The 23,793-nt window shown below is 42.7% G+C and carries 20 protein-coding genes, 1 tRNA gene and 1 pseudogene; 18 read left to right on the top strand and 4 right to left on the bottom strand.

Annotation, left to right across the window (positions count from 1 at the left end; all coding sequences use genetic code 11):
• The first annotated feature begins 224 nt into the window (after positions 1-224).
• The 8 genes from IM473_RS05300 to IM473_RS05265 all read left to right on the top strand — a co-directional run bounded on the left by IM473_RS05300 (position 225) and on the right by IM473_RS05265 (position 8,157).
• Positions 225-947, top strand: a complete 723-nt coding sequence (locus tag IM473_RS05300) for a biliverdin-producing heme oxygenase (protein ID WP_287658093.1) — start codon at positions 225-227, stop codon at positions 945-947.
• A 359-nt stretch (positions 948-1,306) separates the two neighbouring features.
• Positions 1,307-1,558: an acyl carrier protein gene (locus IM473_RS05295; RefSeq protein ID WP_287231851.1), complete on the top strand. Its 252-nt coding sequence runs from the start codon at positions 1,307-1,309 to the stop codon at positions 1,556-1,558.
• Positions 1,559-1,627: 69 nt separating this feature from the next.
• On the top strand, positions 1,628-2,878 hold the full coding sequence (gene fabF / locus IM473_RS05290; protein WP_287658092.1) for a beta-ketoacyl-ACP synthase II: 1,251 nt from the start codon (positions 1,628-1,630) through the stop codon (positions 2,876-2,878).
• 82 nt (positions 2,879-2,960) lie between these two features.
• Complete coding sequence (gene tkt, locus IM473_RS05285) at positions 2,961-4,967, top strand: transketolase (RefSeq protein WP_287658091.1); 2,007 nt, start codon at positions 2,961-2,963, stop codon at positions 4,965-4,967.
• 292 nt (positions 4,968-5,259) lie between these two features.
• On the top strand, positions 5,260-6,726 hold the full coding sequence (locus tag IM473_RS05280) for a GUN4 domain-containing protein (protein WP_287658090.1): 1,467 nt from the start codon (positions 5,260-5,262) through the stop codon (positions 6,724-6,726).
• 349 nt (positions 6,727-7,075) lie between these two features.
• Entirely contained in the window at positions 7,076-7,273 is a 198-nt protein-coding gene (locus IM473_RS05275) for a DUF2283 domain-containing protein (RefSeq protein ID WP_287658089.1), read from the top strand.
• A 189-nt stretch (positions 7,274-7,462) separates the two neighbouring features.
• Positions 7,463-7,711: a hypothetical protein gene (locus tag IM473_RS05270; protein WP_287658088.1), complete on the top strand. Its 249-nt coding sequence runs from the start codon at positions 7,463-7,465 to the stop codon at positions 7,709-7,711.
• Positions 7,711-8,157 carry a type II toxin-antitoxin system VapC family toxin gene (locus IM473_RS05265; protein WP_287658087.1) on the top strand — a complete coding sequence of 149 codons (447 nt, stop codon included), beginning with the start codon at positions 7,711-7,713 and terminating at the stop codon, positions 8,155-8,157. Before IM473_RS05270 ends, IM473_RS05265 begins: the two co-directional genes overlap by 1 nt.
• A gap of 266 nt (positions 8,158-8,423) precedes the next feature.
• Here IM473_RS05265 and IM473_RS05260 read toward each other — a convergent pair.
• Positions 8,424-8,496: transfer RNA gene (locus tag IM473_RS05260), tRNA-Ile, on the bottom strand.
• Positions 8,497-8,560: 64 nt separating this feature from the next.
• On the opposite strand from IM473_RS05260, the gene IM473_RS05255 reads away from it, so the two are divergent.
• The 4 genes from IM473_RS05255 to grrM all read left to right on the top strand — a co-directional run bounded on the left by IM473_RS05255 (position 8,561) and on the right by grrM (position 12,659).
• Complete coding sequence (locus IM473_RS05255) at positions 8,561-8,854, top strand: hypothetical protein (protein ID WP_287658086.1); 294 nt, start codon at positions 8,561-8,563, stop codon at positions 8,852-8,854.
• A gap of 32 nt (positions 8,855-8,886) precedes the next feature.
• Positions 8,887-10,221: a hemolysin family protein gene (locus IM473_RS05250; RefSeq protein WP_287658085.1), complete on the top strand. Its 1,335-nt coding sequence runs from the start codon at positions 8,887-8,889 to the stop codon at positions 10,219-10,221.
• 76 nt (positions 10,222-10,297) lie between these two features.
• A complete protein-coding gene (gene mltA, locus IM473_RS05245; protein ID WP_287658084.1) occupies positions 10,298-11,419 on the top strand; it encodes a murein transglycosylase A in 1,122 nt (373 codons plus the stop codon).
• A 79-nt stretch (positions 11,420-11,498) separates the two neighbouring features.
• Entirely contained in the window at positions 11,499-12,659 is a 1,161-nt protein-coding gene (grrM, locus tag IM473_RS05240; RefSeq protein WP_004268394.1) for a cyclophane-forming radical SAM/SPASM peptide maturase GrrM/OscB, read from the top strand.
• Positions 12,660-12,936: 277 nt separating this feature from the next.
• Here grrM and IM473_RS05235 read toward each other — a convergent pair whose 3' ends face one another.
• The gene (locus IM473_RS05235; RefSeq protein ID WP_287658083.1) at positions 12,937-13,647 is read right to left on the bottom strand and encodes a Uma2 family endonuclease; all 711 of its coding nucleotides are present in this window, start codon (positions 13,645-13,647) and stop codon (positions 12,937-12,939) included.
• A 278-nt stretch (positions 13,648-13,925) separates the two neighbouring features.
• On the opposite strand from IM473_RS05235, the gene IM473_RS05230 reads away from it, so the two are divergent.
• The 6 genes from IM473_RS05230 to IM473_RS05205 all read left to right on the top strand — a co-directional run bounded on the left by IM473_RS05230 (position 13,926) and on the right by IM473_RS05205 (position 22,501).
• On the top strand, positions 13,926-14,888 hold the full coding sequence (locus tag IM473_RS05230) for a LysR family transcriptional regulator (protein WP_287658082.1): 963 nt from the start codon (positions 13,926-13,928) through the stop codon (positions 14,886-14,888).
• Between the two features lie 32 nt (positions 14,889-14,920).
• Positions 14,921-16,774, top strand: coding sequence for an NAD(P)H-quinone oxidoreductase subunit F (locus IM473_RS05225; RefSeq protein ID WP_287658081.1), 1,854 nt, complete (start codon positions 14,921-14,923; stop codon positions 16,772-16,774).
• Between the two features lie 80 nt (positions 16,775-16,854).
• Complete coding sequence (locus IM473_RS05220) at positions 16,855-17,580, top strand: carbonic anhydrase (protein ID WP_159251894.1); 726 nt, start codon at positions 16,855-16,857, stop codon at positions 17,578-17,580.
• A gap of 78 nt (positions 17,581-17,658) precedes the next feature.
• The gene (locus tag IM473_RS05215; RefSeq protein WP_004268383.1) at positions 17,659-19,209 is read left to right on the top strand and encodes an NADH-quinone oxidoreductase subunit M; all 1,551 of its coding nucleotides are present in this window, start codon (positions 17,659-17,661) and stop codon (positions 19,207-19,209) included.
• Between the two features lie 57 nt (positions 19,210-19,266).
• Complete coding sequence (locus IM473_RS05210; protein ID WP_004268382.1) at positions 19,267-20,562, top strand: CO2 hydration protein; 1,296 nt, start codon at positions 19,267-19,269, stop codon at positions 20,560-20,562.
• 373 nt (positions 20,563-20,935) lie between these two features.
• Positions 20,936-22,501: an SUMF1/EgtB/PvdO family nonheme iron enzyme gene (locus tag IM473_RS05205; protein ID WP_287658080.1), complete on the top strand. Its 1,566-nt coding sequence runs from the start codon at positions 20,936-20,938 to the stop codon at positions 22,499-22,501.
• A gap of 206 nt (positions 22,502-22,707) precedes the next feature.
• On the opposite strand, the gene IM473_RS05200 is transcribed toward IM473_RS05205, so the two are convergent.
• Together IM473_RS05200 and IM473_RS05195 are read right to left on the bottom strand one after the other, a co-directional pair.
• A complete protein-coding gene (locus tag IM473_RS05200; protein ID WP_287658079.1) occupies positions 22,708-23,490 on the bottom strand; it encodes an Rpn family recombination-promoting nuclease/putative transposase in 783 nt (260 codons plus the stop codon).
• A gap of 149 nt (positions 23,491-23,639) precedes the next feature.
• Positions 23,640-23,793, bottom strand: a pseudogene (locus IM473_RS05195) (amidase family protein); the annotation flags it as partial.

The raw sequence follows: 23,793 nt of genomic DNA, 5'->3' as shown, positions 1-23,793 counted from the left end.
TTTTCACTAATCTTTACAATTGCGCCATCTCGATCGATACCGGTTTTAACTGGCGGTCAAGTCCTGCTAGAGCTAAATTTCTCCCCTAAGCTCCCCCGGCGGCACTGTAAAAATTCTTAATAAAATTACCGATCAATTCAGTTTAATCTACCCAAATAGGCGGTTTTAGTAAGCATCTGTAACGAACCCGATCCATTCTACTCATCCCAACAGGTGATCATAATATGAGCGTTAATTTATCAACTCAACTGCGGGAAGGCACGAAAAAATCCCACACCATGGCAGAAAACGTCGGTTTTGTCAAGTGTTTTCTCAAGGGTGTGGTAGAAAAAACTTCCTATCGCAAACTGGTGGCTAACCTCTACTTCGTCTATTCGGCCATGGAGGAGGAGATGGAAAAACTTCCTAGTCATCCGGTCGTTTCTAAAATCTGTTTTCCTGAACTCAATCGCAAAAATGCGCTGGAACAGGATTTATATTTTTATTACGGTCCCAATTGGCGCAACGAGATCGCTTTATCTCCCGCAGGTCAGGCCTACGTTAACCGGATTCGGGAAATCGCCACAACAGAACCCGAATTATTAGTCGCTCATTCCTATACCCGTTATCTCGGCGATCTGTCCGGGGGGCAAATCTTGAAAAAAATCGCCGAAAAAGCGATGAATCTGGAAACTGGTGGCACGGCTTTCTATGATTTCAAAGATATTACCGACGAAAAAGCCTACAAAAACCACTATCGTCAAACCCTCGACGAGTTACCGGTAGATCAAGCCATGGCTGATCGCATTGTCGCCGAAGCTAACGCCGCTTTTGGCATGAACATGAAAATGTTCCAAGAGTTGGAAGGTAATCTGATCAAAGCGATCGGAATTATGCTCTTTAATACTCTCACCCGTCGTCGCAGCAGCGGCAGCACCGAAACTGGATTGGCCACCGCCGAACAGTAGTCAAGAAAACCTAAAAAAAACGGATAATTCTGGAATTGGGGTAATGGTCAGCCATGATTATTATCTTAATTTCAGAGTTATCCGTTATATTTTTGCTTTTTATTCGGTCGTCAGGATTCAGGAGATTATTTTTATTTATTCTCCCTACACCCCACACCCCACTTCCCCACTACCCCACTTCCCCACTTCCCCGATGATCGAGAAAAAACTTCATCAAGAGGGGAACAACTTCCAGTAAGATGAAAAATGGTCAGTGAAAAAGCTAACCGAAATTTATTGTCGGAAATGGTAACACCGCCCCATTTCCCCAGACCCTAGAGGCTAGAGTCCGGTAAACCAGCGGATAAAAATTGACATCCATGAGTGCAGACATTTTCGATCGAGTTAAAAAAGTTGTTGTGGAACAATTAGAAGTAGAGGATCCGGATACAGTTATCCCTGAAGCAAGCTTTGCCAATGATCTGAAAGCGGATTCCCTTGATGTGGTCGAGTTAGTGATGGCTTTAGAGGAAGAATTTGATATTGAAATTCCCGACGAAGCGGCCGAACAAATTGACACTGTGGGCAAAGCTGTCGAGTATATTAACGAGAAAGTAGGAGCAACCGCCTAATTATTGCGGGAAAATTGACAATTAGGATTAAATATCTGGGGCAAAATCTGCCCTTATTTTTGAACAAACATGACAGAATTGCCATTAAAAAGGGTTGTCATCACGGGGATGGGTGCAATCACTCCCCTCGGCAATAATCTAGCAGACTATTGGACAGGCTTAATCAACGGCAAAAGTGGCATTGGTTTAATCACCCACTTTGATGCCTCCCGTCACGCTTGTCGCATTGCTGGGGAAGTGCGGGGTTTTGACCCCCACGACTATGTGGATCGCAAAGAGGCAAAGCGCATGGACCGTTTCGCTCAATTTGCCGTCGCCGCCAGTTTACAAGCACTGCAAGATTCTCGATTAGTTATCGACGCTCTCAATGCCGATGATATAGGTGTACTAATCGGTACGGGCGTAGGCGGCATAAAAGTGCTGGAGGATCAACAGGAAATTTACTTGACAAAAGGTCCGAGCCGGTGTAGTCCTTTCATGATCCCGATGATGATTGCCAATATGGCCGCCGGTTTAACCGCTATCCATACGGGGGCCAAGGGACCGAGTAACTGCACCGTGACCGCTTGTGCTGCTGGTTCCAATGCCATCGGCGATGCTTTTCGTCTAGTACAAAGGGGTTTGGCCAAAGGAATGATCTGCGGTGGGACGGAAGCCGCCGTTACCCCCCTAGGATTGGCTGGTTTTGCCTCCGCTAAGGCCCTGTCCACCCGCAACGATGACCCCACCCGGGCCAGTCGTCCCTTTGACAAGGATCGGGATGGTTTTGTTATGGGGGAAGGGGCAGGAATCTTGATTATAGAGGAATTAGAAACGGCCTTAGCCCGTGGGGCGCGGATTTACGCCGAAATGATCGGTTATGGTCTGACTTGCGATGCCTATCACATGACGGCACCGGTTCCCGATGGTCGTGGGGCCACCAGAGCGATCGAATTAGCGCTCAAAGATGCCGGTTTGACTCCGGCGGAAATTAGCTATATCAACGCCCACGGCACCAGTACAGGGGCCAATGATCCCACGGAAACCAAGGCGATTAAAAAAGCTTTAGGAGAATCGGCCTACAAAATCCCCGTCAGTTCCACCAAATCGATGACAGGCCACCTTTTAGGCGGTTCTGGTGGTATTGAAGCCGTGGCCACGGTAATGGCGATCGCTAATGATCGGATTCCCCCGACTCTCAACCTGGACAATCCTGACCCCGATTGTGATCTCGATTACGTCCCCTACGAAAGTCGTCAGCAGATAGTTAACGCTGCCCTTTCCAACTCCTTTGGATTTGGTGGCCATAACGTCACCTTAGCTTTTAGAAAATATGCTTGAGTCGATGCCCCTGAAAGAGTAATCTGTGAGTGGCTCCCTCTTTAACCTGGTCTTATTTTTGTAGTTCATTCTAAAAAACATTATGGTTGTCGCCTCCCAATCCCTCGAAGAACTTTGTATTAATGCGGTGCGTTTTTTAGCGGTGGATGCCGTGGAAAAAGCTAAATCGGGACACCCCGGACTGCCCATGGGAGCCGCACCCATGGCCTTTGTCCTCTGGGATCAATTCCTGCGTTTTAACCCGAAAAACCCCCAATGGGTCAATCGCGATCGTTTTGTTCTCTCCGCCGGTCACGGTTGTATGCTGCAGTACGCTTTGATGTACCTGACCGGATACGATAGCGTTCCCCTAGAGGAAATTAAACAATTCCGGCAGTGGAAATCGAAAACCCCCGGCCACCCCGAAAATTTCGTCACGGAAGGGGTGGAAGTGACCACCGGTCCGCTGGGTCAAGGGATTGCCAATGGTGTCGGTTTGGCCTTAGCAGAAGCCCATTTAGCGGCCCGTTTTAACAAACCGGATGCCAAAATTATCGACCATTACACCTATGTCATTTTGGGTGATGGTTGCAATATGGAGGGAATTTCCGGGGAAGCTTGTTCTTTAGCCGGTCACTGGGGTTTAGGCAAGTTAATCGCTCTCTATGATGATAACCATATCTCGATCGATGGTTCCACCGATATCGCTTTCACCGAAGACGTGAGCAAGCGTTTTGAAGCCTACGGTTGGCACGTTCAGCACGTCGAGAATGGTAACACCGATTTAGATGCCATTGCCAATGCGATCGCTGCTGCCAAAGCTGTCACCGATAAACCCTCGATGATTAAAATCACCACCACCATCGGTTATGGTTCCCCCAATAAGTCTAATACCGCCGATGTTCACGGGGCAGCTTTAGGAGCAACAGAAATCGAGTTAACCCGGAAAGCGTTAGGTTGGCAATACGAGCCGTTTGTGGTTCCCGATGAGGTGTTAAATCGTTTCCGGCAAGCAGTGGACAAGGGAGCAACGGCAGAAACGGACTGGAATAAGTTATTTAACGAATATCAGGACAAATATCCCGCAGAAGCGGCTTTATTTGAACAGTTAACCACTGGTCAACTGCCGGAAGGTTGGGAGCAAGCTTTACCTGTTTATAAACCCGAAGATAAGGCGCTCGCTAGTCGTAAACACTCGGAAATCTGCTTAAATGCGCTTGCGGGGGTTTTACCCGGTTTAATCGGTGGTTCGGCGGATTTAACCCACTCTAACTACACGGAATTAGAGCATTTTGGTAATTTCCAAAAAGGCAGTTATCATGAGCGTAACGTCCATTTTGGCGTAAGGGAACACGCGATGGGGGCGATTTGTAACGGTATTGCTCTCCATAACACGGGATTGATTCCCTACGGGGCGACTTTCCTGATTTTCACCGACTATATGCGGAATTCTATCCGTTTATCGGCATTGTCAGAAACCCGCGTCATCTGGGTAATGACTCACGATTCCATTGCCCTAGGGGAAGATGGACCGACTCACCAACCCGTGGAACACGTTGCTTCTCTGCGAGCTATTCCTAACCTCTTAGTCATGCGTCCGGGGGATGGTACGGAAACTTCCGGTGCTTATAAAGTAGCGGTGAGCGAAACTAAGCGCCCGACGTTACTAGCATTATCCCGTCAAAATCTGCCTAATTTAGCGGGAACTTCCCTTGAGGGTGTGGCTAAAGGTGCTTATATTATCACCGATTGTGAAGGTACTCCCGATGTCATTCTCATCGGTACGGGTGGCGAGTTGTATCTCTGCGATAAAGCGGCTGCGGTGTTGAAAGAAGCAGGAATTAAAGCTCGCGTCGTTTCTATGCCCTGTTGGGAGCTATTCGAGGAACAATCGGCAGAATACAAAGAATCGGTACTTCCTAAAGCAGCGAAAAAACGTCTCGCAGTGGAAGCGGGTTCAACCATGGGTTGGCATCGCTACATCACCGATGAGGGGGATGTGTTGGGGGTTGATACCTTCGGCGCTTCTGCTCCGGGGGGTGTGATTCTAGAGAAGTTCGGTTTTACCGTGGATAACGTGGTAGCGAAGGCAAAAGCGTTGTTAGGTTAATTAAAACTTTGGTTTTGTGAAAAAAGCCCGCGCCAGCGGGTTTTTTTGTGGTTATAGGTCAACCTAGTTTAGGCTTTAGGGTTAGTTCATGTAAAAATGTAAAGTAGGAAGAAGTACCGTAGGTTGGGTTGAGGCACGAAACCCAACATAACCAACAGTTAAAACACGAAACCCAACACAACCAACTGCTAAGGCACGAAACCCAACATAACCAACAGTTAAAACACGAAACCCAACATAACCAACAGTTACTTTTTTAACGTCAACCCAACTACTTAAAGGAGTAAAAACTATGAGTCTTTGTCTCAATCCCAATTGTTCCGCCGCTAACCAAGATGGCCATAAATTCTGTGAAAAGTGCCGCTCTAAATTGTTCTTACAAGAGCGTTATCAAGCAATTCAATTAATTGGTCAAGGAGGATTTGGTCGAACTTTTAAGGCGATAGATTACAGTAAGCCTTCTCGACCTTATTGTGTGATTAAACAGTTTTTTCCCTCGGCTCAGGGAACTGATACAATTGAGAAAGCCTCAGAATTATTTGAAAAAGAAGCAATCCAATTAGAAAAATTAGGAAAACATCCCCAAATTCCTGAACTTTTCGCCTATCTCAATCATGATGATAACCGTCAATATTTAGTACAAGAATATATTGAAGGACAAAACTTAGAGCAAGAATTGAAAAGCCAAAGTGTATTTAATGAAGCGAAGATTAAAGCTTTATTAACGGATATTTTGCCAGTTTTAGATTTTATCCATAGTCAGGGAGTAGTTCACCGAGACATTAAACCAGAAAATATTATTAGACGTAACTCAGACAAGAAAGCGGTTTTAGTGGATTTTGGCGCATCTAGAGTTGTTACACCTCTTAACCGTTCTGTTACTGGTACGGTAATCGGTTCAGCGGAATATGTCGCACCAGAACAAGCTAATGGTAAGGCGAACAATCCTAGTGATTTGTATAGTTTAGGAGTCACTTGTATTTATTTGTTAACTCAGGTTTCACCTTTTGATTTATTTGATACCAGTGACCATGAATGGGTCTGGAGACAGTTTTTAGTCAATAATAATGTTCGGGATGATTTAGGGCGCATTCTTGATAAAATGATCGAATTTGGGACAAGAAAGCGTTATCAGTCAGCGAGGGAGATTTTACAAGATTTGACCGGACAATCACCAGCAACTTCGATACAATCACCAGCAACTCCTGTTATTCAAATACCAGCACCGCCTAAAGTTGCTGCTAATATTGTGCTTAAAAGTGCTCGGGGTGTTAACTATTCTCGATTACAGCAACTCCTAGCAGCAGGAAAGTGGAAAGAAGCAGACCAAGAAACAAGTAAAGTTATGCTTCAGGTCGCCGGAAGGCAAACGGAAGGATGGTTGAGAATAGAGGAGGATATTGATAATTTCCCCTGCGAAGATTTACGAACTATTAACCAACTCTGGCTACACTACAGTAACGGCAAATTTGGCTTCAGCGTCCAGAAAGAAATCTATGAGAGTCTCGGTGGCACGAGAGTGTATAATGAACGAGTGTGGAATAAATTCTGCGATCGCGTCGGCTGGAGAAAAAGAGGTAAATGGTTGGAGTATTCTGACTTAACTTTTAATTTGCGGGAAGCATCCCCCGCTCACCTCCCCTATTGTGGTTGCGAGGAGGATTTGGGGATTTTTAGTTTTTTATTTCATTGGGATGAATGGGGTGAGGTGGGGGTTTTCTCTTCTCTCGCGCAAAGACTTGTAACCTGTAGGATATAACAATCTCAGGTCTTTTGTCAAGGGTAATTTTAGGGGTTTTGATTACGTAAACATCGCATTTTGCGGAACTCGATACCTGAGATGAATGATGAATGATGAATTATGAAAGAGATTCGATTTAGCGATCATGGGAAATTTAAAATCGACATCCTTGCTAATCACGGGCTAAATATTTCTCCAGAATTTATTATTGATACGATTTGTAATTCTGATAAAATAGAAATATTGCCAGAACCAAAGATAATCTTTCAAAGGAGATTAAATGAAAACTTAGTTCTACGAGTTATTTGTCGAGAATTCAGTGCTTTTATCCTGATCATTACTTTATACCCTGGAAAGACAAGTAGATATGAAAAAGATTAAATACAGTAAAGATGTTGATACCCTGTTAATTGAGTTATCGGATAAACCTATCAGTTATGCAGAAGAAGATGGACAGGTTATCTTACACTATTCTAATGACGATATGCTAGTTCTTATCGAAGTCTTAGACTTCCGACAATTTATTTCAGAAGACACCACTGCTGAATTGGTATCAATCTCCTAGCTTCTGTTGGTTAGATATATGGCAGAGCCTTAAATATTGTGTTTCAAGGCAGAGCCTTGAAACAAGAGATAATATAATTGGTGCGTTACGGCGGATTGTTGATTTTGTTTTATTATCCGAATTGGTAACCGCCTAACGCACCCTACACTCGTCGGCGATCTAATTAATAATTAAATTAAGGAGGAAAAAATGAAAGCTTATGAATTTCAAACAACGATCAATAAAGGAATTGTAGAAATTCCATCAGATTATCTTAGATATTTAGAAAAAGATCAAGATGTTCGGGTTATTCTTCTTACAGAAGATGGTGAAGAAAAGAAACAAAATGACACGGAAAAAATGAAAAGCAAACTCTCAGAATTTCTTTTACTACCAGAATTAGAAGAAGATGAGATTTTGTTTGAACGGGATAAAGATACAGGTAGAGAGATTTTTTGATGAATTATTTATTAGATACCTGTGTTCTTTCAGAATATATTAAGAAAACCCCAAATATACAGGTTATTCAGTGGGTAGATGAACAAAGTGAAGCGAGTTTATTTATTAGTGTTTTAACTTTAGCTGAACTCAAAAAAGGAATCATCAAAATAAAACAATCTCAACCATCTCGTTATCGTAAGCTAGAACATTGGTTAAATCAAATAAAACAAAGATTTGCTGACAGAATTTTACCATTGAGCAACAATATACTTGATATTTGGGCAAAACATTGTGGTGAATCTGAAGCAACCGGTAGAAAATTACCGATTATCGATAGCTTAATAGCAGCCACAGCTTACCAATATAATTTGGTTATTGTCACCCGTAATATTAAAGATTTTAATTTCACCTCAACCAAAGTTTTTAGTCCTTGGGAATCCCTCACAAAAAATGGCGAAAATTAACTCTTTTTAATGTAGGTATCTTGCTGATTTTGGTGCGTTACGGCGGATTGTTGATTTGGTTTTTTGACCAAATTAGTAACCGCCTAACGCACCCTACACTCTGAATACCGCTTTAAGACAGAGCCTTAGAAAAAGAGACTCTGGAGTTCTTGACATGATCGCCTTAGTATGCAGCGGCTTAAAAAGATTGTGTTCTGCACCAACAAAGACAAGATTAACTTATCTCTAGTGCAGTCAAACCCGATCGCCTGAAGCCATCAAAACTATCCAGGGTGCAGGAGTTGAACCTGCCTAGCACGAATTATGAGTTCGTTGCCTCAACCGCTCGGCCAACCCTGGGTTATACTATTAACTCATTATAGATCGGTAATTACTCTGAACGTGAAAATTCAGCCCCACCAAGATGAAAAAATTTTCAATCAGCACCTCCTTGCAGTTAGGACTCCTTTTGATGGTAGCCATGTTAGCCGCCGGCTTCGGTAGCGGTTGGGTAGCCTATCAATTGGGACTCGCCTCCCTGAAGGGAGTCAGTCAACCGGATATCAACCCTGCTAAAAAGTTTACCAACGATCGCACCAGTTATGGTCGCAATCAAACTTTTATCCCCGTGAAGGAAGAAGAGGTGCTGAAAAGAGTGAGAGTTTATATGCAACAACAGAAAAACAAACCGCAATCAAAGAACGAAACCAAAGGATAGGCTTTAAAAAAGGCGAGTTTTGCCTTTTCGCTATGGATAATCAGGATTTATTGACTCGTTTAATTTTAGTCTTTTTACTAATCGCGCTCAATGCTTTTTTCGTAGCGGCCGAATTTTCGCTTGTGTCTGTCCGTCGTACCCGCATCAGTCAGCTAGTGGCTGCGGGAGATGTGCCAGCGCAGACGGTCCAATCTCTACAAAGAAGTCTCGATCGCTTACTTTCCACTACCCAATTAGGTATCACCCTTTCTAGTTTAGCTTTAGGTTGGATCGGGGAGAGTACCATGACCGTTTTTGTGAAGAAATTACTAAGTTTTTTACCCTTTTCTTTAAACTGGCAAAATCTTCTCTCCCATGGTTTTTCTCTTTGTCTAGCTTTTTTAATCGTGGCCTATCTCCAGATAGTTTTTGGGGAACTTTATCCCAAATCCCTAGCTTTAATTTATGCCGAACCGATGGCGCGATTATTAGCGGCACCTATTGGCGTTATTTCCCGGATTTTTAAGCCTTTTATCGGTATTCTTAATCAATCAACTCGTTTTTTATTGGTTTTAACCCGTATCCCCGAAGTGGATCTACAGCGTTCTAGTCGGGTAACTTCCGAGGAATTACAATTAATTATCAGCATGGAAGGGGAATTAACGGGATTAGAAGCAGCGGAAAGGAAAATTTTAAATAATGTTTTCCAGTTTAGCGAAATCACTGCCGCAGAAATCATGGTTCCCCATAACCGTTTAATAGCTATTTCCTCGACCGCAACTTTTGAGGAATTACTGCTCCAAGTAGTTAACAGCGGCTATTCTTGTTATCCTGTGGCAGGAGATTCCGGTGATGATATCCGTGGTTTGATCGATTTTAAAGATTTAGCTTTACCCCTTGCCGAAGGTCAGTTAAATTTAACAACCCCGATTAAACCTTGGTTAAAACCTGTGCGTTTTTTCCCCGAAACCACTGCTTTAAATGAATTACTGACAGTGATGCAGGAATCATCCTTAAAGATGGTTATCATTGTGGATGAATTTGGCAGAACAGCCGGTTTATTAACCCTAAAAGATTTAATCGGCGAGATTCTGGGAACTTTTCCCCCCAGTGATCAATCAGGAACAGTGGAATATCAACTCCTCGATGAATCGACTTTTCTCGTACAAGCACAAATGAATTTAGAGGACGTGAACAAAGCATTAAATTTAAGTTTACCCTTGGCCGATGAATACCAAACCCTAGCTGGTTTTGTCCTCCATCATTGGCAAAAAATACCGAAGGTGGGAGAACAATTATATTACCAAAATTTAGAATTTACCATCATTTCTAAGGTCGGCCCTCGCTTGGAACAAATTAAGATTTATCGGCAACAACTATCCTCATGATATAAATAAGAAACAACTTTTCTCATTTATCCTTCTTGATGGTTAATCGAGTCAATAGCTGCCCACTCCTGTCACCATGAAACACCTTTTGACACTCCTCCCCCTCAGCTTGGGATTAATTGCCCTCACCCCCGCAAATTTGCCCCTAGAACGTTTTGAAATCTCAGAATTAGGAACATCTACGGGATACGATGAACGACTGCTAACGGACAAAAAAACCCTACTACAAGCGCTCGATCATAGTTTACGTTATCTGAATAGCTCGGCGGCGATCCGCGCCTATCAAAATTATCCTATTCCTGAAATAACTCGTCAGCGAGTCTATCGTTCCTTAGTACGTTTTCGTCAATTAGTGCAGAATTCTCCCACTCCCGCAGCTCTACAAAAGGCAGTTAAAAAAGAATTTATTTGGTATCGTTCTTTAGGTAATGATAGCCAGGGAAATGTTAAATTTACTGGTTATTTTGAGCCAATTTATCAAGCAAGCCAGCAAAAAAACGCCGAATATAAATATCCTCTTTATCGCCGACCTGCTAACTTTTCTCGCTGGTCAAAACCCCATCCAGCTAGGGTAGAATTAGAGGGAAAAGATGGTTTACTGGGGGAAAATAGCCGTCTAGCGGGATACGAATTAGTCTGGTTAAAAGATCGCTTAGAAGCTTATTTAGTTCATGTGCAAGGTTCGGCGAAATTACGTTTACCTAATGGTCAAATTATGAGCATTGGTTTTGATGGCAATACCGAGCATCCCTACACAAGTCTGGGAAAAGAAATGATTGCCGATGGTATTTTTCCCGCCGAGGGTTTAACCTTACCAATGGTTTTGGATTTTCTCAGAAGTAATCCTGAGCAATTAAAGAATTATATCCCCCGCAATAATCGGTTTATTTTCTTTCGAGAAACCCACGGTGCGCCTCCCACTGGTAGTATTGGAGTTCCGGTTTTACCGGAAAGATCGATCGCTACAGATAAAAGTATTTTTCCCCCCGGTGCTTTAGCAGTAATTGAGACAGAAATTCCCGAGGGAAATCTTAATAAAAAATTAGTTAGTCGCTATGTTCTCGATCAAGATACTGGCAGTGCGATTAAAGGTACTGGGAGGGTAGATATTTTTATGGGAACAGGAAAAAATGCTGGCGAGCGAGCCGGTTTAATTAATACTCCGGGTCAATTATATTATTTATTATTGAGGGAATAGGAAATAGTATAGGTAGAATTAAGATACACTTCCCAGAATCAGTTATCATAACTTAAGTGAGAATTTTAAAAATAGAATGATGGAAAAAAATACAAATATAGATTGGTCGGATTGTGGCCCAATTACTTTAGTAGTCGTGCAACCCACCTCTTTTTGCAATCTCAATTGTGATTACTGTTATTTACCTGATCGCCATTTAAAAAATACCCTATCCTTAGATTTAATCGAGCCGATTTTTCAGAGGGTTTTTAGTAGTCGTTTTCTCCAAAATGATTTTACCATTTGCTGGCACGCCGGCGAACCCTTAGCAGTTCCCATCAGTTTTTATGAAAGTGCCTTTGCTAAAATTGCGGAAGTTAGCGAGAAATATAATCAGCAGGGTTACTGTTTTCGTCATTCAGTACAAACTAACGCCACTTATATTAACGATGCTTGGTGTCAATTATTTAAAAAGCATGATGTTTATGTGGGAGTCAGTCTTGATGGACCAGCTTTTATTCACGATATCCACCGGCAAAACCGCAAGGGAACTGGCAGTCATGCTGCTACAATGCGGGGGATTTCTTTCTTGCAAAAACATGAAATTGATGTGAGTATCATCGCTGTTTTAACAGAAGATTCTCTCGACTATCCCGACGAAATTTTTAACTTTTTTTGGGATCATGGTCTTACCGATGTGGCTTTTAATATGGAAGAAACTGAGGGTATTCATTCACAATCTTCCTTAGATAAATTAGGTATTGAACAACGTTATCGCCAGTTTATTGCCAGATTTTGGGAGTTAGTCACGGCCAAACAAGGAGAATTTAAGCTGCGAGAATTTGAATCGATCTGTAGTTTGATTTATACGGATGAACGCTTAGAAAATACCGATATGAATCGACCTTTTATGATTGTCAATTTTGATAATCAAGGTAATTTTTCCACCTTTGATCCGGAATTACTATCGATTAAAACTCAACCCTACGGCGATTTTATCTTTGGTAATGTTTTGACCGATTCTCTGGAATCTATCTGTGAAACCGAGAAATTTAAACAAATTTACGCTGATATGCGCGGTGGAGTCGATTTATGTCGGCAAAACTGCGATTATTTTGGGGTTTGTGGGGGTGGTGCCGGTAGTAACAAATATTGGGAAAATGGCACTTTCAACTCCACAGATACTAAAGCCTGTTTATACCGGATTAAGTGTATCACCGATATCGTTCTCGATCGCCTAGAAAATTTATTAGAAGTTTAAAGATTTTTTTAGCTATCAGTAAACAGTTATCAGTTATCAGTTATCAGTTAAGTAGCTGGTTATAATTAAATTAAAAATGGATTTTAGGTTCGATCCCCCCTGCCCCCCTTGATAAGGGGGGTGCCGATCCCCCCTTAGTCCCCCCTTAATAAGGGGGGCATCTGATAATTTTTAACGCCTACCTACTTATCAGTTATCAGTTCACTGATTATTGTTTACTAATAACCTATGAAAAAACTTGATCTAAATACCATTTTTCCAAAGTAATGGCATGGTATTATTCTTCTTCTAAGGTTAATCCTAACGCCTGTAAGCGTTCCGCTAGTCGATCCGCACGTTTTTTTTCTTTATCGGCACGTTTCTTTTCTTTATCAGCGCGTTTCTTTTCTTTATCAGCGCGTTTCTTTTCTTGACGCATTTGAGACTCTAACTCAACAGTTGTTAAAAATTTCTCTCCATCGGGACGATACAATTCTAAACTAGATTTATCCCAGATAAAACGCATACCTAAGCGGGGACTTATCCAGTCATTGATGGGGATAATTTCTCTTAAATTTTCTCCCTGTCTTTGCCAACCTTGTAAACGACAGCGCATCGGGTTATATAAATAGTATTCTTCTACATTATATGTGTCATAAAACTCTAATTTTCGACTCATTTCTGCTTTTGTATTCTTCGGTGATAGAATTTCAAAAACCACTTGAGGAGCGATATTTTCCTCCTGCCATTGACGATAGGAACCCCTTCGTCCTTTGGGACGGCCAAAAGCTACCATGACATCGGGAGCAACCGGTGAAACCAAAGTAGAACGCAGAGGATACCAGAGTAAATCTCCGGCAATAAACACCCTAGGGTCATCAGCAAAGATAATTTCTAAATTCTCCTTAATTTTAACAATCCACTCATATTGTTCGGTATTATCTGCCATCGGTTGACCATCACTATCTGGGAAAAGAAGATCGTCGTCAATATCAAGATAACTAACCATTGTCTTTTAATTTTAATAGATGGTTGTTTTCTGATTGTAGCAAGATAATTATGAATGATGAATGATGAATTATGAATTGGGGAGATGGGGTGTGGGGTGTGGGGTGTGGGGTGTGGGGTGTGGGGTGTGGGGTGTGGGGAGAAAAAGCTGAAAAATGGTCTTAAGCTGCGGTTATATCTAGTAGAGTCTATATTTATCAAAAAGTTAATTGACTAGAATCTATAAAGGCGTTAGGATTGATGGTGACAAATAGTTGTTATTGAGAAGAGGATAAGAACTTGATACAGGCAACCCTGCACCAGTTAAGGGTTTTCGAGGCTACCGCTCGACACAGTAGCTTTACCAAGGCGGCCGAGGAGTTATTTATCACTCAACCTACCGTCTCAACCCAAGTCAAACAACTCACAAAAGCCGTGGGTTTACCGCTATTCGAGCAAATTGGCAAACGTTTATTTTTAACCGAAGCGGGTCAGGAATTACTGTTCACCTGTCAAGAGATTTTTAAGAAATTGGACAACTTTCAAATGAAAGTGGCCGATATTAAGGGAACTAGACAGGGAAAGCTAACTTTAGGCGTAATTACTACCGCTAAATACTTTGTACCGCGATTACTGGGGGCATTCTGTCAACAGTATCCCGGTATTGACATCGCCCTGCAAGTGACTAATCATCAGAAACTGCAAGAGCGAATGTTAAACAACGAGGATGACCTCTATATTCTCAGTCAACCGCCGGAAGAAGTGGAACTTTGTTCTCAGTCTTTTCTCGAAAATCCTCTAGTGGTGGTGGCGCGACGAGATCATCCATTGGTGGGACAGAAAAATCTCCCCCTTGAGTGCCTCAACCATCAACCTTTTATTATGCGCGAATCGGGATCTGGAACCCGCCAAGCGGTACAAAAATTATTTAATCTCCACGATATTAAGGTAAAGGTGCGCTTGGAATTAGGCAGTAACGAGGCGATTAAACAGGCTATTTCTGGCGGTTTGGGGCTATCGGTACTATCTAAGCATACTCTCATCTCGGAAGGGGAAAACGGCGAATTAGCCATCCTCGACGTGGAACAGTTTCCAATTCAGCGCAATTGGTACGTTTGTTATCTGGCTGGAAAACAACTTTCCGTGATTGCCGATGCTTTTTTAAAATACCTGCTGGAAGCTAGTCAAACCATCCCCATTCATGCCCCCTTAAAAAATGGTGACAGCTTATTTATTAGTGAGCCATTAAACCTTAAACTTTAATTCAGGATCGTTTTTCTTCTTGAGGTGGTTATATGTTCGAGTCCTTCAGCCAGACTATCTGGTTGGTACCTCTTTATGCCTTTGCGGGCGCACTTCTGGCTCTACCCTGGTCTCCCGGCATTATCCGGCAAACCGGCCCGCGACCGGCCGGTTATCTGAACTTGATCATGACCTGCTGGGCTTTTTTGCATAGCCTTTTTGCTTTGCTCGCCGTTTGGGGTCGTCCCCCTCAATCCATAGCATTTAATTGGCTAAATGCCGCAAATTTAAGCATATCTTTAGATGTGCAGATTTCGGTCGTTAATATCGGGGCGTTACTGCTAATTACCGGCTTAAACCTCGCCGCGCAGGTATATGCGATCGCCTATCTAGAAATGGATTGGGGTTGGGCAAGGTTTTATTCTCTCGTGGCTCTCTTTGAAGGGGGTATGTGCGCCCTAGTTATCTGTAATTCGCTATTTTTCAGCTATTGTGTGCTAGAAGTTCTCACCCTCGGCACTTATCTACTGATTGGTTTCTGGTTCAATCAATCTCTGGTGGTAACGGGGGCGCGGGATGCTTTTCTAACCAAACGGATTGGCGATTTAATCCTGTTGATGGGAGTGGTGGCCCTTTTACCCCTGGCGGGAACCTGGAACTTTGACGAATTAGCACAATGGGCGGCCACAGCCAATTTAAACCCCAATGTGGCTAATTTACTCTGTTTAGCCCTGATTGCCGGTCCGATGGGTAAATGCGCTCAATTTCCCCTGCATTTATGGCTAGATGAGGCCATGGAAGGACCGATGCCGGCGACAATTCTGCGGAATACCGTCGTCGTTTCCACTGGCGCTTGGTTATTGGTGAAATTAGAGCCGGTGCTACAATTATCGCCCTTAACCTTACAGGTGATGATCATTGTTGGCTCTGTTACTGCTATCGGTGCGGGGTTAATTGCGATCGCACAGATCGATGTCAAGCGCTCCCTTTCCTATTCCGTCAGTGCCTACATGGGACTGATTTTTATCGCTGTGGCCACCGGACAAACGGAAACCGCTTTAGTGTTACTCTTTACTTATGCGATCGCTATGTCCCTGTTAGTCATGGTGGTGGGTAACATCATTTGGAATAATATCAGCCAAGATTTAAGCCAATACGGCGGTTTATGGTCCCGTCGTCCCGTTTCTGGCATTTGTTATCTCGTCGGTGCCGCTAGTTTAGTTGCACTGCCTCCCTTTGGTGGTTTTTGGTCCTTAGCCCGCATGGGCGATCGCCTAGCAGAAATCAGTGGTTTACTGTTATTAGTGCTATTGTTGGTCAATGCTTTAACTGCTTTTAGTGTCACTAGAGAATTTTGCGTTTTCTTTGGCGGTAAAATCAAACCGATGACCCTGCGCTCTCCAGAAGCTCTTTGGCCCCTAGTTATCCCCATGACTGTGACCATGGGTTTCGCCCTTCATCTGCCGATTTTATTGGCGCAATGGCATTTATTACCAAGTAACTTAAATCTGGGAGTGGCTTTTCTCTTGGTGCTTTCCACTGCTGGGGGCGTAATTCCGGCAGCCTATATTTACCTGAATGAAAATATCGCCAAACCGATCGTTTTTCAACCGAAAGCTGTTCAAGATTTCTTTGCCAACGACCTTTATACAGCCCAATTGTATAAAGTTACCATCGTTTTTGTCGTCGGACTAATCTCGCAAATTATTAACTGGATCGATACCTTTCTGGTGGATGGCATCGTTAATCTGGTGGGATTAGCCACGGTTTTTGGTGGTCAGAGTTTGAAATATAACGTCTCGGGCCAGACCCAATTTTACTTTCTGTCGATTATTTTGGGGGTGGCTTTGATTGGTATTATCATCTGTTGGCCGTTGTTATCACAGATTTCTCTAGTTTTCAGTTAAAGATTTGATAACTTAGGCTTTTCTTTAGCATCCCCGGCCCTGACAATAGGATTTGTCCTGATTAATGGAAACAACTACCTATGTTCAACACCTCTCGTCGCCAATTAATCCGTTATGGTGGTGGTTTTTTGGGAACCAGTCTAGCCGCCACTGTTTTGGGTTCTCAGTTGTCCAAAACTAACGCCCAAACCGCCGTTAATTCCCAGCCATGGCTAACGGCTCAAAATCAAGGATTGAACCCAGACCAGGCCTTAACTATGCTCATGGAAGGCAATCAACGTTTCTGGGAACGAAGAAAAAAAAGTCCTAACCGCGATCAAGCTCGACTCACAGAAGTGGCCGAAAGTCAAGCCCCTTTTGCGGCAATTTTGGGCTGTGCCGATTCTCGCGTGCCGGCAGAAATTGTTTTTGATCAAGGATTAGGAGATCTATTTGTTTGTCGGGTAGCGGGAAATTTAGCCACTTCCGAAGAAATTGGTAGCCTCGAATTCGGCACGTTGGTGTTAGGAGCCAAGGTAATTGTTGTCCTTGGCCATTCTCGTTGTGGAGCGGTAAAAGCCACCATTGAAGGGGGTCGTTTCCCCGGTCAAATCGGTCGTTTAATCGATGGCCTACAGGTGGGAGTTGATCGGGCCGAAAAACAACCCGGTTCTAACAAACTTGAGCGAGCCATTAAATCCAATGTTATCTATCAAGTAGAGAAATTAGGCAAGTCCCCAGTCATGGGTGATTTAGTAGATAAAAAACAATTAAAAATTGTTGGAGCCTACTACGATCTCGATACCGGCAAAGTGAGTTTAATTTAGTCAATTCTAGATTAGTCATCGTGTTGGTTGGCTAATCCTTTTCTCATCCCAGTCATTATAAATTCTATCGATACCAATATGCTCAGTACCCTGCTTTGGTTGCCAATAATTGGAGCAATTATCGTCGGTCTTTTCCCCGATAAATTTGCCCCAGCAAAATTACGTCAAATTACCCTCTTTTTTGTTGCCGCCGTCCTCCTTTGGTCTTTATATCTGCTGACCCAATATAACTTAACCAGCAATGGCTTTCAATTTTCTGAATACCGCGAATGGGCAAAACCAATCGGTTTAAGTTATAACCTCGGAGTCGATGGTTTGTCCTTACCGTTAATTATTTTAAGCTGTTTCTTGACAGGAATAGCTATCTATAGTAGCGAAGAAAAAATAGAGCGTCCCCGACTTTATTACATCCTAATCCTCCTGATTAACGCCGGGGTTTCTGGGGCATTAATGGCCAAAAACCTGCTGCTGTTCATCGTTTTCTATGAACTAGAATTAATCCCCTTTTATCTGATGATTGCTATCTGGGGAGGCGAAAAACGTGGCTATGCTTCGATTAAATTTCTTCTCTACACTGCTGTCTCTGGGTTATTAGTCCTAGCGGCATTTTTAGGCATAGGTTTCCTCAACGGTGGTACTTTTGACTATTCCTCCCTCTCCACCGCCGATTTCTCCCAAAAAACCCAATTACTGCTCTTAACTCTGCTGTTAGTGGGATTTGGCATCAAAATCCCCCTCGTACCTCTCCATACTTGGCTACCGGATGCCTACACGGAAGCTTCCCCCGCTACAGCCATTTTATTAGGTGGTATCCTCGCTAAACTCGGTACTTATGGCTTAGTTCGCTTTGGTCTGCAATTATTCCCGGAAACTTGGTCTTTAATCGCCCCCGGACTGGCAATTGTCGGCGTTATTAGCGTTATTTACGGTGCTTTGAGCGCTATTGCCCAAAAAGACATTAAACGCATGGTGGCCTACAGTTCGATCGGTCACATGGGCTATATACTGGTAGCAGCCGCCGCCGGCACGGGTTTAAGCGTCCTTGGTGCCGTCGCGCAAATGATTAGCCACGGTCTTATTCTCGCCCTCTTATTCTATCTGGTGGGCATCGTCGAACGCAAAGCCGGAACTAGAGATTTAGACGTTTTAAACGGTTTAATGAACCCAATTCGCGGTTTACCCTTGGTTAGCGCCCTATTAATTCTCGCCGGTATGGCCAGCGCCGGGATTCCCGGATTAGTGGGATTTGTGGCGGAATTTATCGTTTTTCAGGGTAGTTTCTCCCGTTTTCCCGTGCAGACGGTTCTCTGTATCATCGCTTCCGGTTTAACGGCGGTTTACTTTGTTATCCTGCTTAATCGCACCTGTTTTGGTAAATTGGATAATAAACTTGCCTACTATCCCAAAGTCCTGAAATCGGAAACTATCCCCGCTTTTGTCCTAATGGTATTAATCGTCTTTTTAGGCATTCAACCCAATTATTTAGTCCGTTGGATTGAACCCACCACTAACTCGATGGTTGCCAGCTTATCGGGAGAAGCAAAACCTAGTTTTGTCTTCAAAAAATCTCCGCAAAAGTCCTCAAAAACCAACTGGTTGAATCGGGGTAAATTTTTGAGTAATAGTTAGTTATCCCTTGCTGTTTCCGAATTATTGTAACCGCTGCTAATTACTTTACCTAAAACTATGACTGGGACATTAATCAAAGCCAAAATTCCCCCTTCTAATCACGAATTCGCCGACATTATCTATCGTTTAGAAGCGGGTGGATCCATGTTGCCGGATACTCCCGAAAACCTGATGCAAATTATCGGCATTTATAAAGCTTATGCCGTGCCGATGGATTTTTATTGGCGAGATCTGCTCTATATTGCCGAACGAGTTTTCCTCGATCCTTTGCCCTTTTTTAAATATTTTCTGCCCCAAGAATACCTAGACCTACAAAATCATTACGCTGGCGATAATGCCGATTTACGCATCTGGCGCGGTACGGGTTCCGCTCACCCTGAATTGTTAGAATTCATGGATAAAGGTAAAACCAGAAAAATGCCCAGATTAATCCATCATCTTTGGCATGACCGCGTTAATATGGAATTTGCTGAAGCTTGTATGCAAGCCATGTTATGGCATGGCCGCGATATGGGTTGGGGTTTATTTGATGCCTATCTTGATTCAGAAGAATATCGCCAAAATGCCGACCGCGCTATTAAGGCCTATTTCAAGAAAAACCCGGTGATGATGAAACTTTATGACCTGTTCCCCGATATGTTTTTGGAACAGGTGCGGATGATGTCCTACTACTCCAATTTAGGACTATTCTGGGAAGTGATGGCCCCGGTATTTTTCGAGATGTCTGATATCTACGATGAAGGAGGGTTTAAAGGTGTTCCTGATGCCATGAATTTCCTCGTTAATGGTATTTTTGCCATCGCTGGCCGGCCGATTTATCATCACGTTTATATTGATGGTCAATGCTACGAAATTATCCCCAAATCAAAGGCTTTTACTTGGCTTTATGAAGCGGCTTTACCCTATGTGGAAGCGGTCTTTTATCGTACTGCTCCCTTCCGGGGTACAAAGTCCTATAATGCCCAAGCAAAACAGGTTCCTGACGAACAAAAAGACTTTCACTATGGCATTCTTTATGCGGATGTTTTCCCCGTGGGTACTGCGGGAATTCCGCCGACGTTGTTAATGGATGATATGTATCATTTTTTACCCCAATATCTGATTGATTACTATCAGCAAAACTGCCGGGGGGAAGACGATATTTTGATTCAATTGGGGATTAGTTTCCAGCGCTCGATGTATAATGTTACTTCGGCAGTTATTCAAGCTCTACGCACGGCTTTACTCTATCCCCTCGACGATCCTAATCCCAAACATTTACTCAAAAATCGTCAATTCTTTGAGGCACAAATGGACAGATTTAAACGCCCCGAAGCGCGTCTTAGAGATATCCAAAGTCCTAATTATCGTTAAGGTTTTTGGGTTATTTTTCTGGTGGGTTTATCGCCCACCTTTTTTAATATAATGAGATGACCGACACCCAATGTCATACTAATACTAAATCCTTTGAGTATAGGCTACTTAGGAGGACAGACGAACGGCAAGAGGCAAAAAGGGGAATAAATAATCAGTATTTAATAGCCAGATTTAGTATTAGTAACCAATTGTTGATTTTTTACCGATCGAATTTCCAGCCAAATTGTCTTATAATTTAATAAGTACCTCAGCAAAATTAATTACACATTTCGATAAAGCTTTTGCCTCTTGCCTTTTGCCTTCGTTAAAACCACTCACTTAATAGGATAGTTACACAACGGAAAAATTGACTAATTCAGGAGTTATTATCATGCTAGACCAAATGATGAAGATGTTAGAAGGACAACAAATAAACTCTTATCGTCTGAATAAGTTTATCGGTGCGGGGGGTTTTGGAGGTGTATTTCATGCCAGTGAAATAGTCAGAAATACATCGGTTCAAGAAGTGGCAATTAAAGTTATTCCCGAAAGTAGCGATGATAAATTAATTGAGTTACAAAATGCCAGAAAATTAGAACATTCTAATTTAATTAAAGCTTATTCCGTCGGGGAATTTCGTTTTCTCAATACGGAGATGCTTTATTTAGTGATGGAACTGGCACAGGGTAGCCTAGAAAATCACATTCAAAAAGGCGGTTTGTCAGCGGGGGAGATTAAAAATATTACTGTTCAAGTCGCCCAAGGCTTAAATTATCTTCATGGACAAAATAAAGTCCATCGAGATTTAAAACCGGGTAATATCCTCAAGGTTAATCAACAATACAAGTTAGCAGATTTTGGCTTAATTAGAACTTTAAATAACAAAAGCCACACTCAAACAGTACATAATAGCGGGACAATTATTTATATGCCTCCCGAAGCCTTTAGGGGGGATATTTCACCAGCTTGGGATCTGTGGTCATTGGGTATTATGTTAATCGAAATGACGACTAAGCAACTTCCCTATAAGTTTAATAATGATATTAACCAATTAATGGCAAAGGTGATGAATTGTGAGCTACAAATCCCTAGTTTACCGAAAGAGTTTAAACCAATTATTGAAGGTTGTTTGCAAAAAGATAGAAAACAAAGATGGACGGCACAACAGGTTTTAAATGCTTTACAACCTGTTCAACAAGCAGCAGTCAGGATGCCTGTGTCACCAATACCCCCAATTGCTTCACCTACTCCATTTACCGAAAAACTAGCCAATGGGATAAGACTAGAGATGGTAAGCTTACCAGCAGGTAAATTTCTCATGGGTTCTTCTGAAAGTGATGATGAAAAGCCTCCACACCAAGTTAAAGTCAACAGTTTTGCCATTGGCAAATATCCCATTACTCAAGCACAATATCAAGCGGTAATGGGAAACAATCCCTCTTACTTTAAAAATAATCCCCAAAATCCAGTAGAAAATGTTAGTTGGCACAACGCTCAAGCCTTTTGTCAGAAATTGAGTCAAATAACAGGGAAAACCTATCGCCTACCCACAGAAGCGGAATGGGAATATGCCTGTCGTGCGGGGACAACCACTCGCTATTATTTTGGTGATAATGATAATCAGTTAGGAAATTACGCTTGGTATGAGGGAAATTCTGGTAACAAAACTCATCCTGTGGGACAGAAAAAGCCCAATGCTTGGGGACTGTATGACATGAGTGGCAATGTTTGGGAGTGGTGCGAAGACGATTGGCATGATAGCTATGCTGGAGCGCCGGATGATGGCACGGCGTGGATTGATAATGATAATCGTTCTCAGTCTCGAAAATGTCTGCGCGGCGGTTCTTGGTACGACAACCCTAATTACTGTCGTTCTGCCGACCGCAACGGGAGCAGCCCCGGCTTCCACAACGACGACCTCGGTTTTCGGGTTGCGTGTGTCTCCCCAGGACTTTAACCCTTTGCTCTTTTGCCTTTTTGCCCTTTGTCTCCCGCCGCTAGGCGGGGCGATTTTTTTTTGAGATTTTCGGTAGGACAATTCATGAATTGTCTCTACTTTTTAGGAGATGTCTAATGATGACACAGCTAGTCTGTCTGCTATAGTATAAAAGTCGTTTAGCATGATACGCTATCGAACCTTAGTGCGATCACGTTGAACTTTTCCTATTCCCCTTGAGTTGCTTGTCTAACCTGTTCGATATCTAATTCTAAAGCTTGTGCTATCTGTTCAAAGTTTAATCCTAATGCCAATAAACGAGGAATAGAGGCTAATTTTGCCGCTAATTCTCCTTCCTCTCTACCTTCCTCTAAAGCTTCCTGATAAACTTTAGTTTGTTTTAAATCACTTAAACTAAACATCGCTTCTATCTCCTTTCTACTGACTTGGGGTAACTTATAAACCAAGATTGTCTCTATCAATTCTAAAAGTTCTTGCTGTTGTTTGACCTTAGGTAATTCTTGTCTAATCCGTGGAATTAATTGTTTTCCCTGCTCGATCGCTCTTGTGGTTGGTGCTATAATTAATTGTAACATCGATATTCCCAGGGATTCCACTTCCCTTAATTCCTCGAGATAAAAACGTAAAATCCTGCCTGAGTTGATTAACTCCCCATAACGAGCCGTCTCTACGCTTTCCACTGAACGCCGAGGATAAATAACCACTCCCTGCCAGTTGTTGCTTAAGTCCGTTTGGTGGAGATAGAGGAAGATTTCACTGAAGAAACGGGAATAAAACCTATTATCTTTCTGAAATTGTACTTCTAGGAAATAAATAGGCTGATTGGCTGTATCAGGCAAAAAGACTCCATCGAGACGAAAGGACAATTGTTTAACTTCCACCGAGGAGAATTGATAAGAATTGGCGGTTTCGGGGGGGAGGTTCAACAAATCAAAGAAACAAGCGGGAAATCTTTGTAAGAGTTGATAGAAAATACTGTCAGTTTTCACGCAATTAAACTCAAAAAGAGGCCCCTAGTTTAGCAGAAGTTTTTTATTGTGTTCTTCCGTAAGCTCCTATTTTTGAGCAATTGGGTTGACGAAGTAACAGCTTTTTCGGTAAATTGTCCCCAATTAAGAAATAGCCACCGGCAATTGTATCAATTTGTAAAAGATGGTTGACGTTTGTGCCAATCGGTGGCCTGTTCGTAGGCGTGGGCGACGTGAAATAATTGATCTTCGCGCAGCACATTACCCACTAATTGTAAACCAATTGGCAAACCTTGCCCATCAAAACCGCAGGGAAGACTTAAC

This window comes from Microcystis sp. M015S2, assembly GCF_020245945.1.
Classification (GTDB): Bacteria; Cyanobacteriota; Cyanobacteriia; order Cyanobacteriales; family Microcystaceae; genus Microcystis.
Note: the sequence above shows the minus strand (reverse complement) of the source record. Positions and strands in the feature narration are given on the sequence as shown.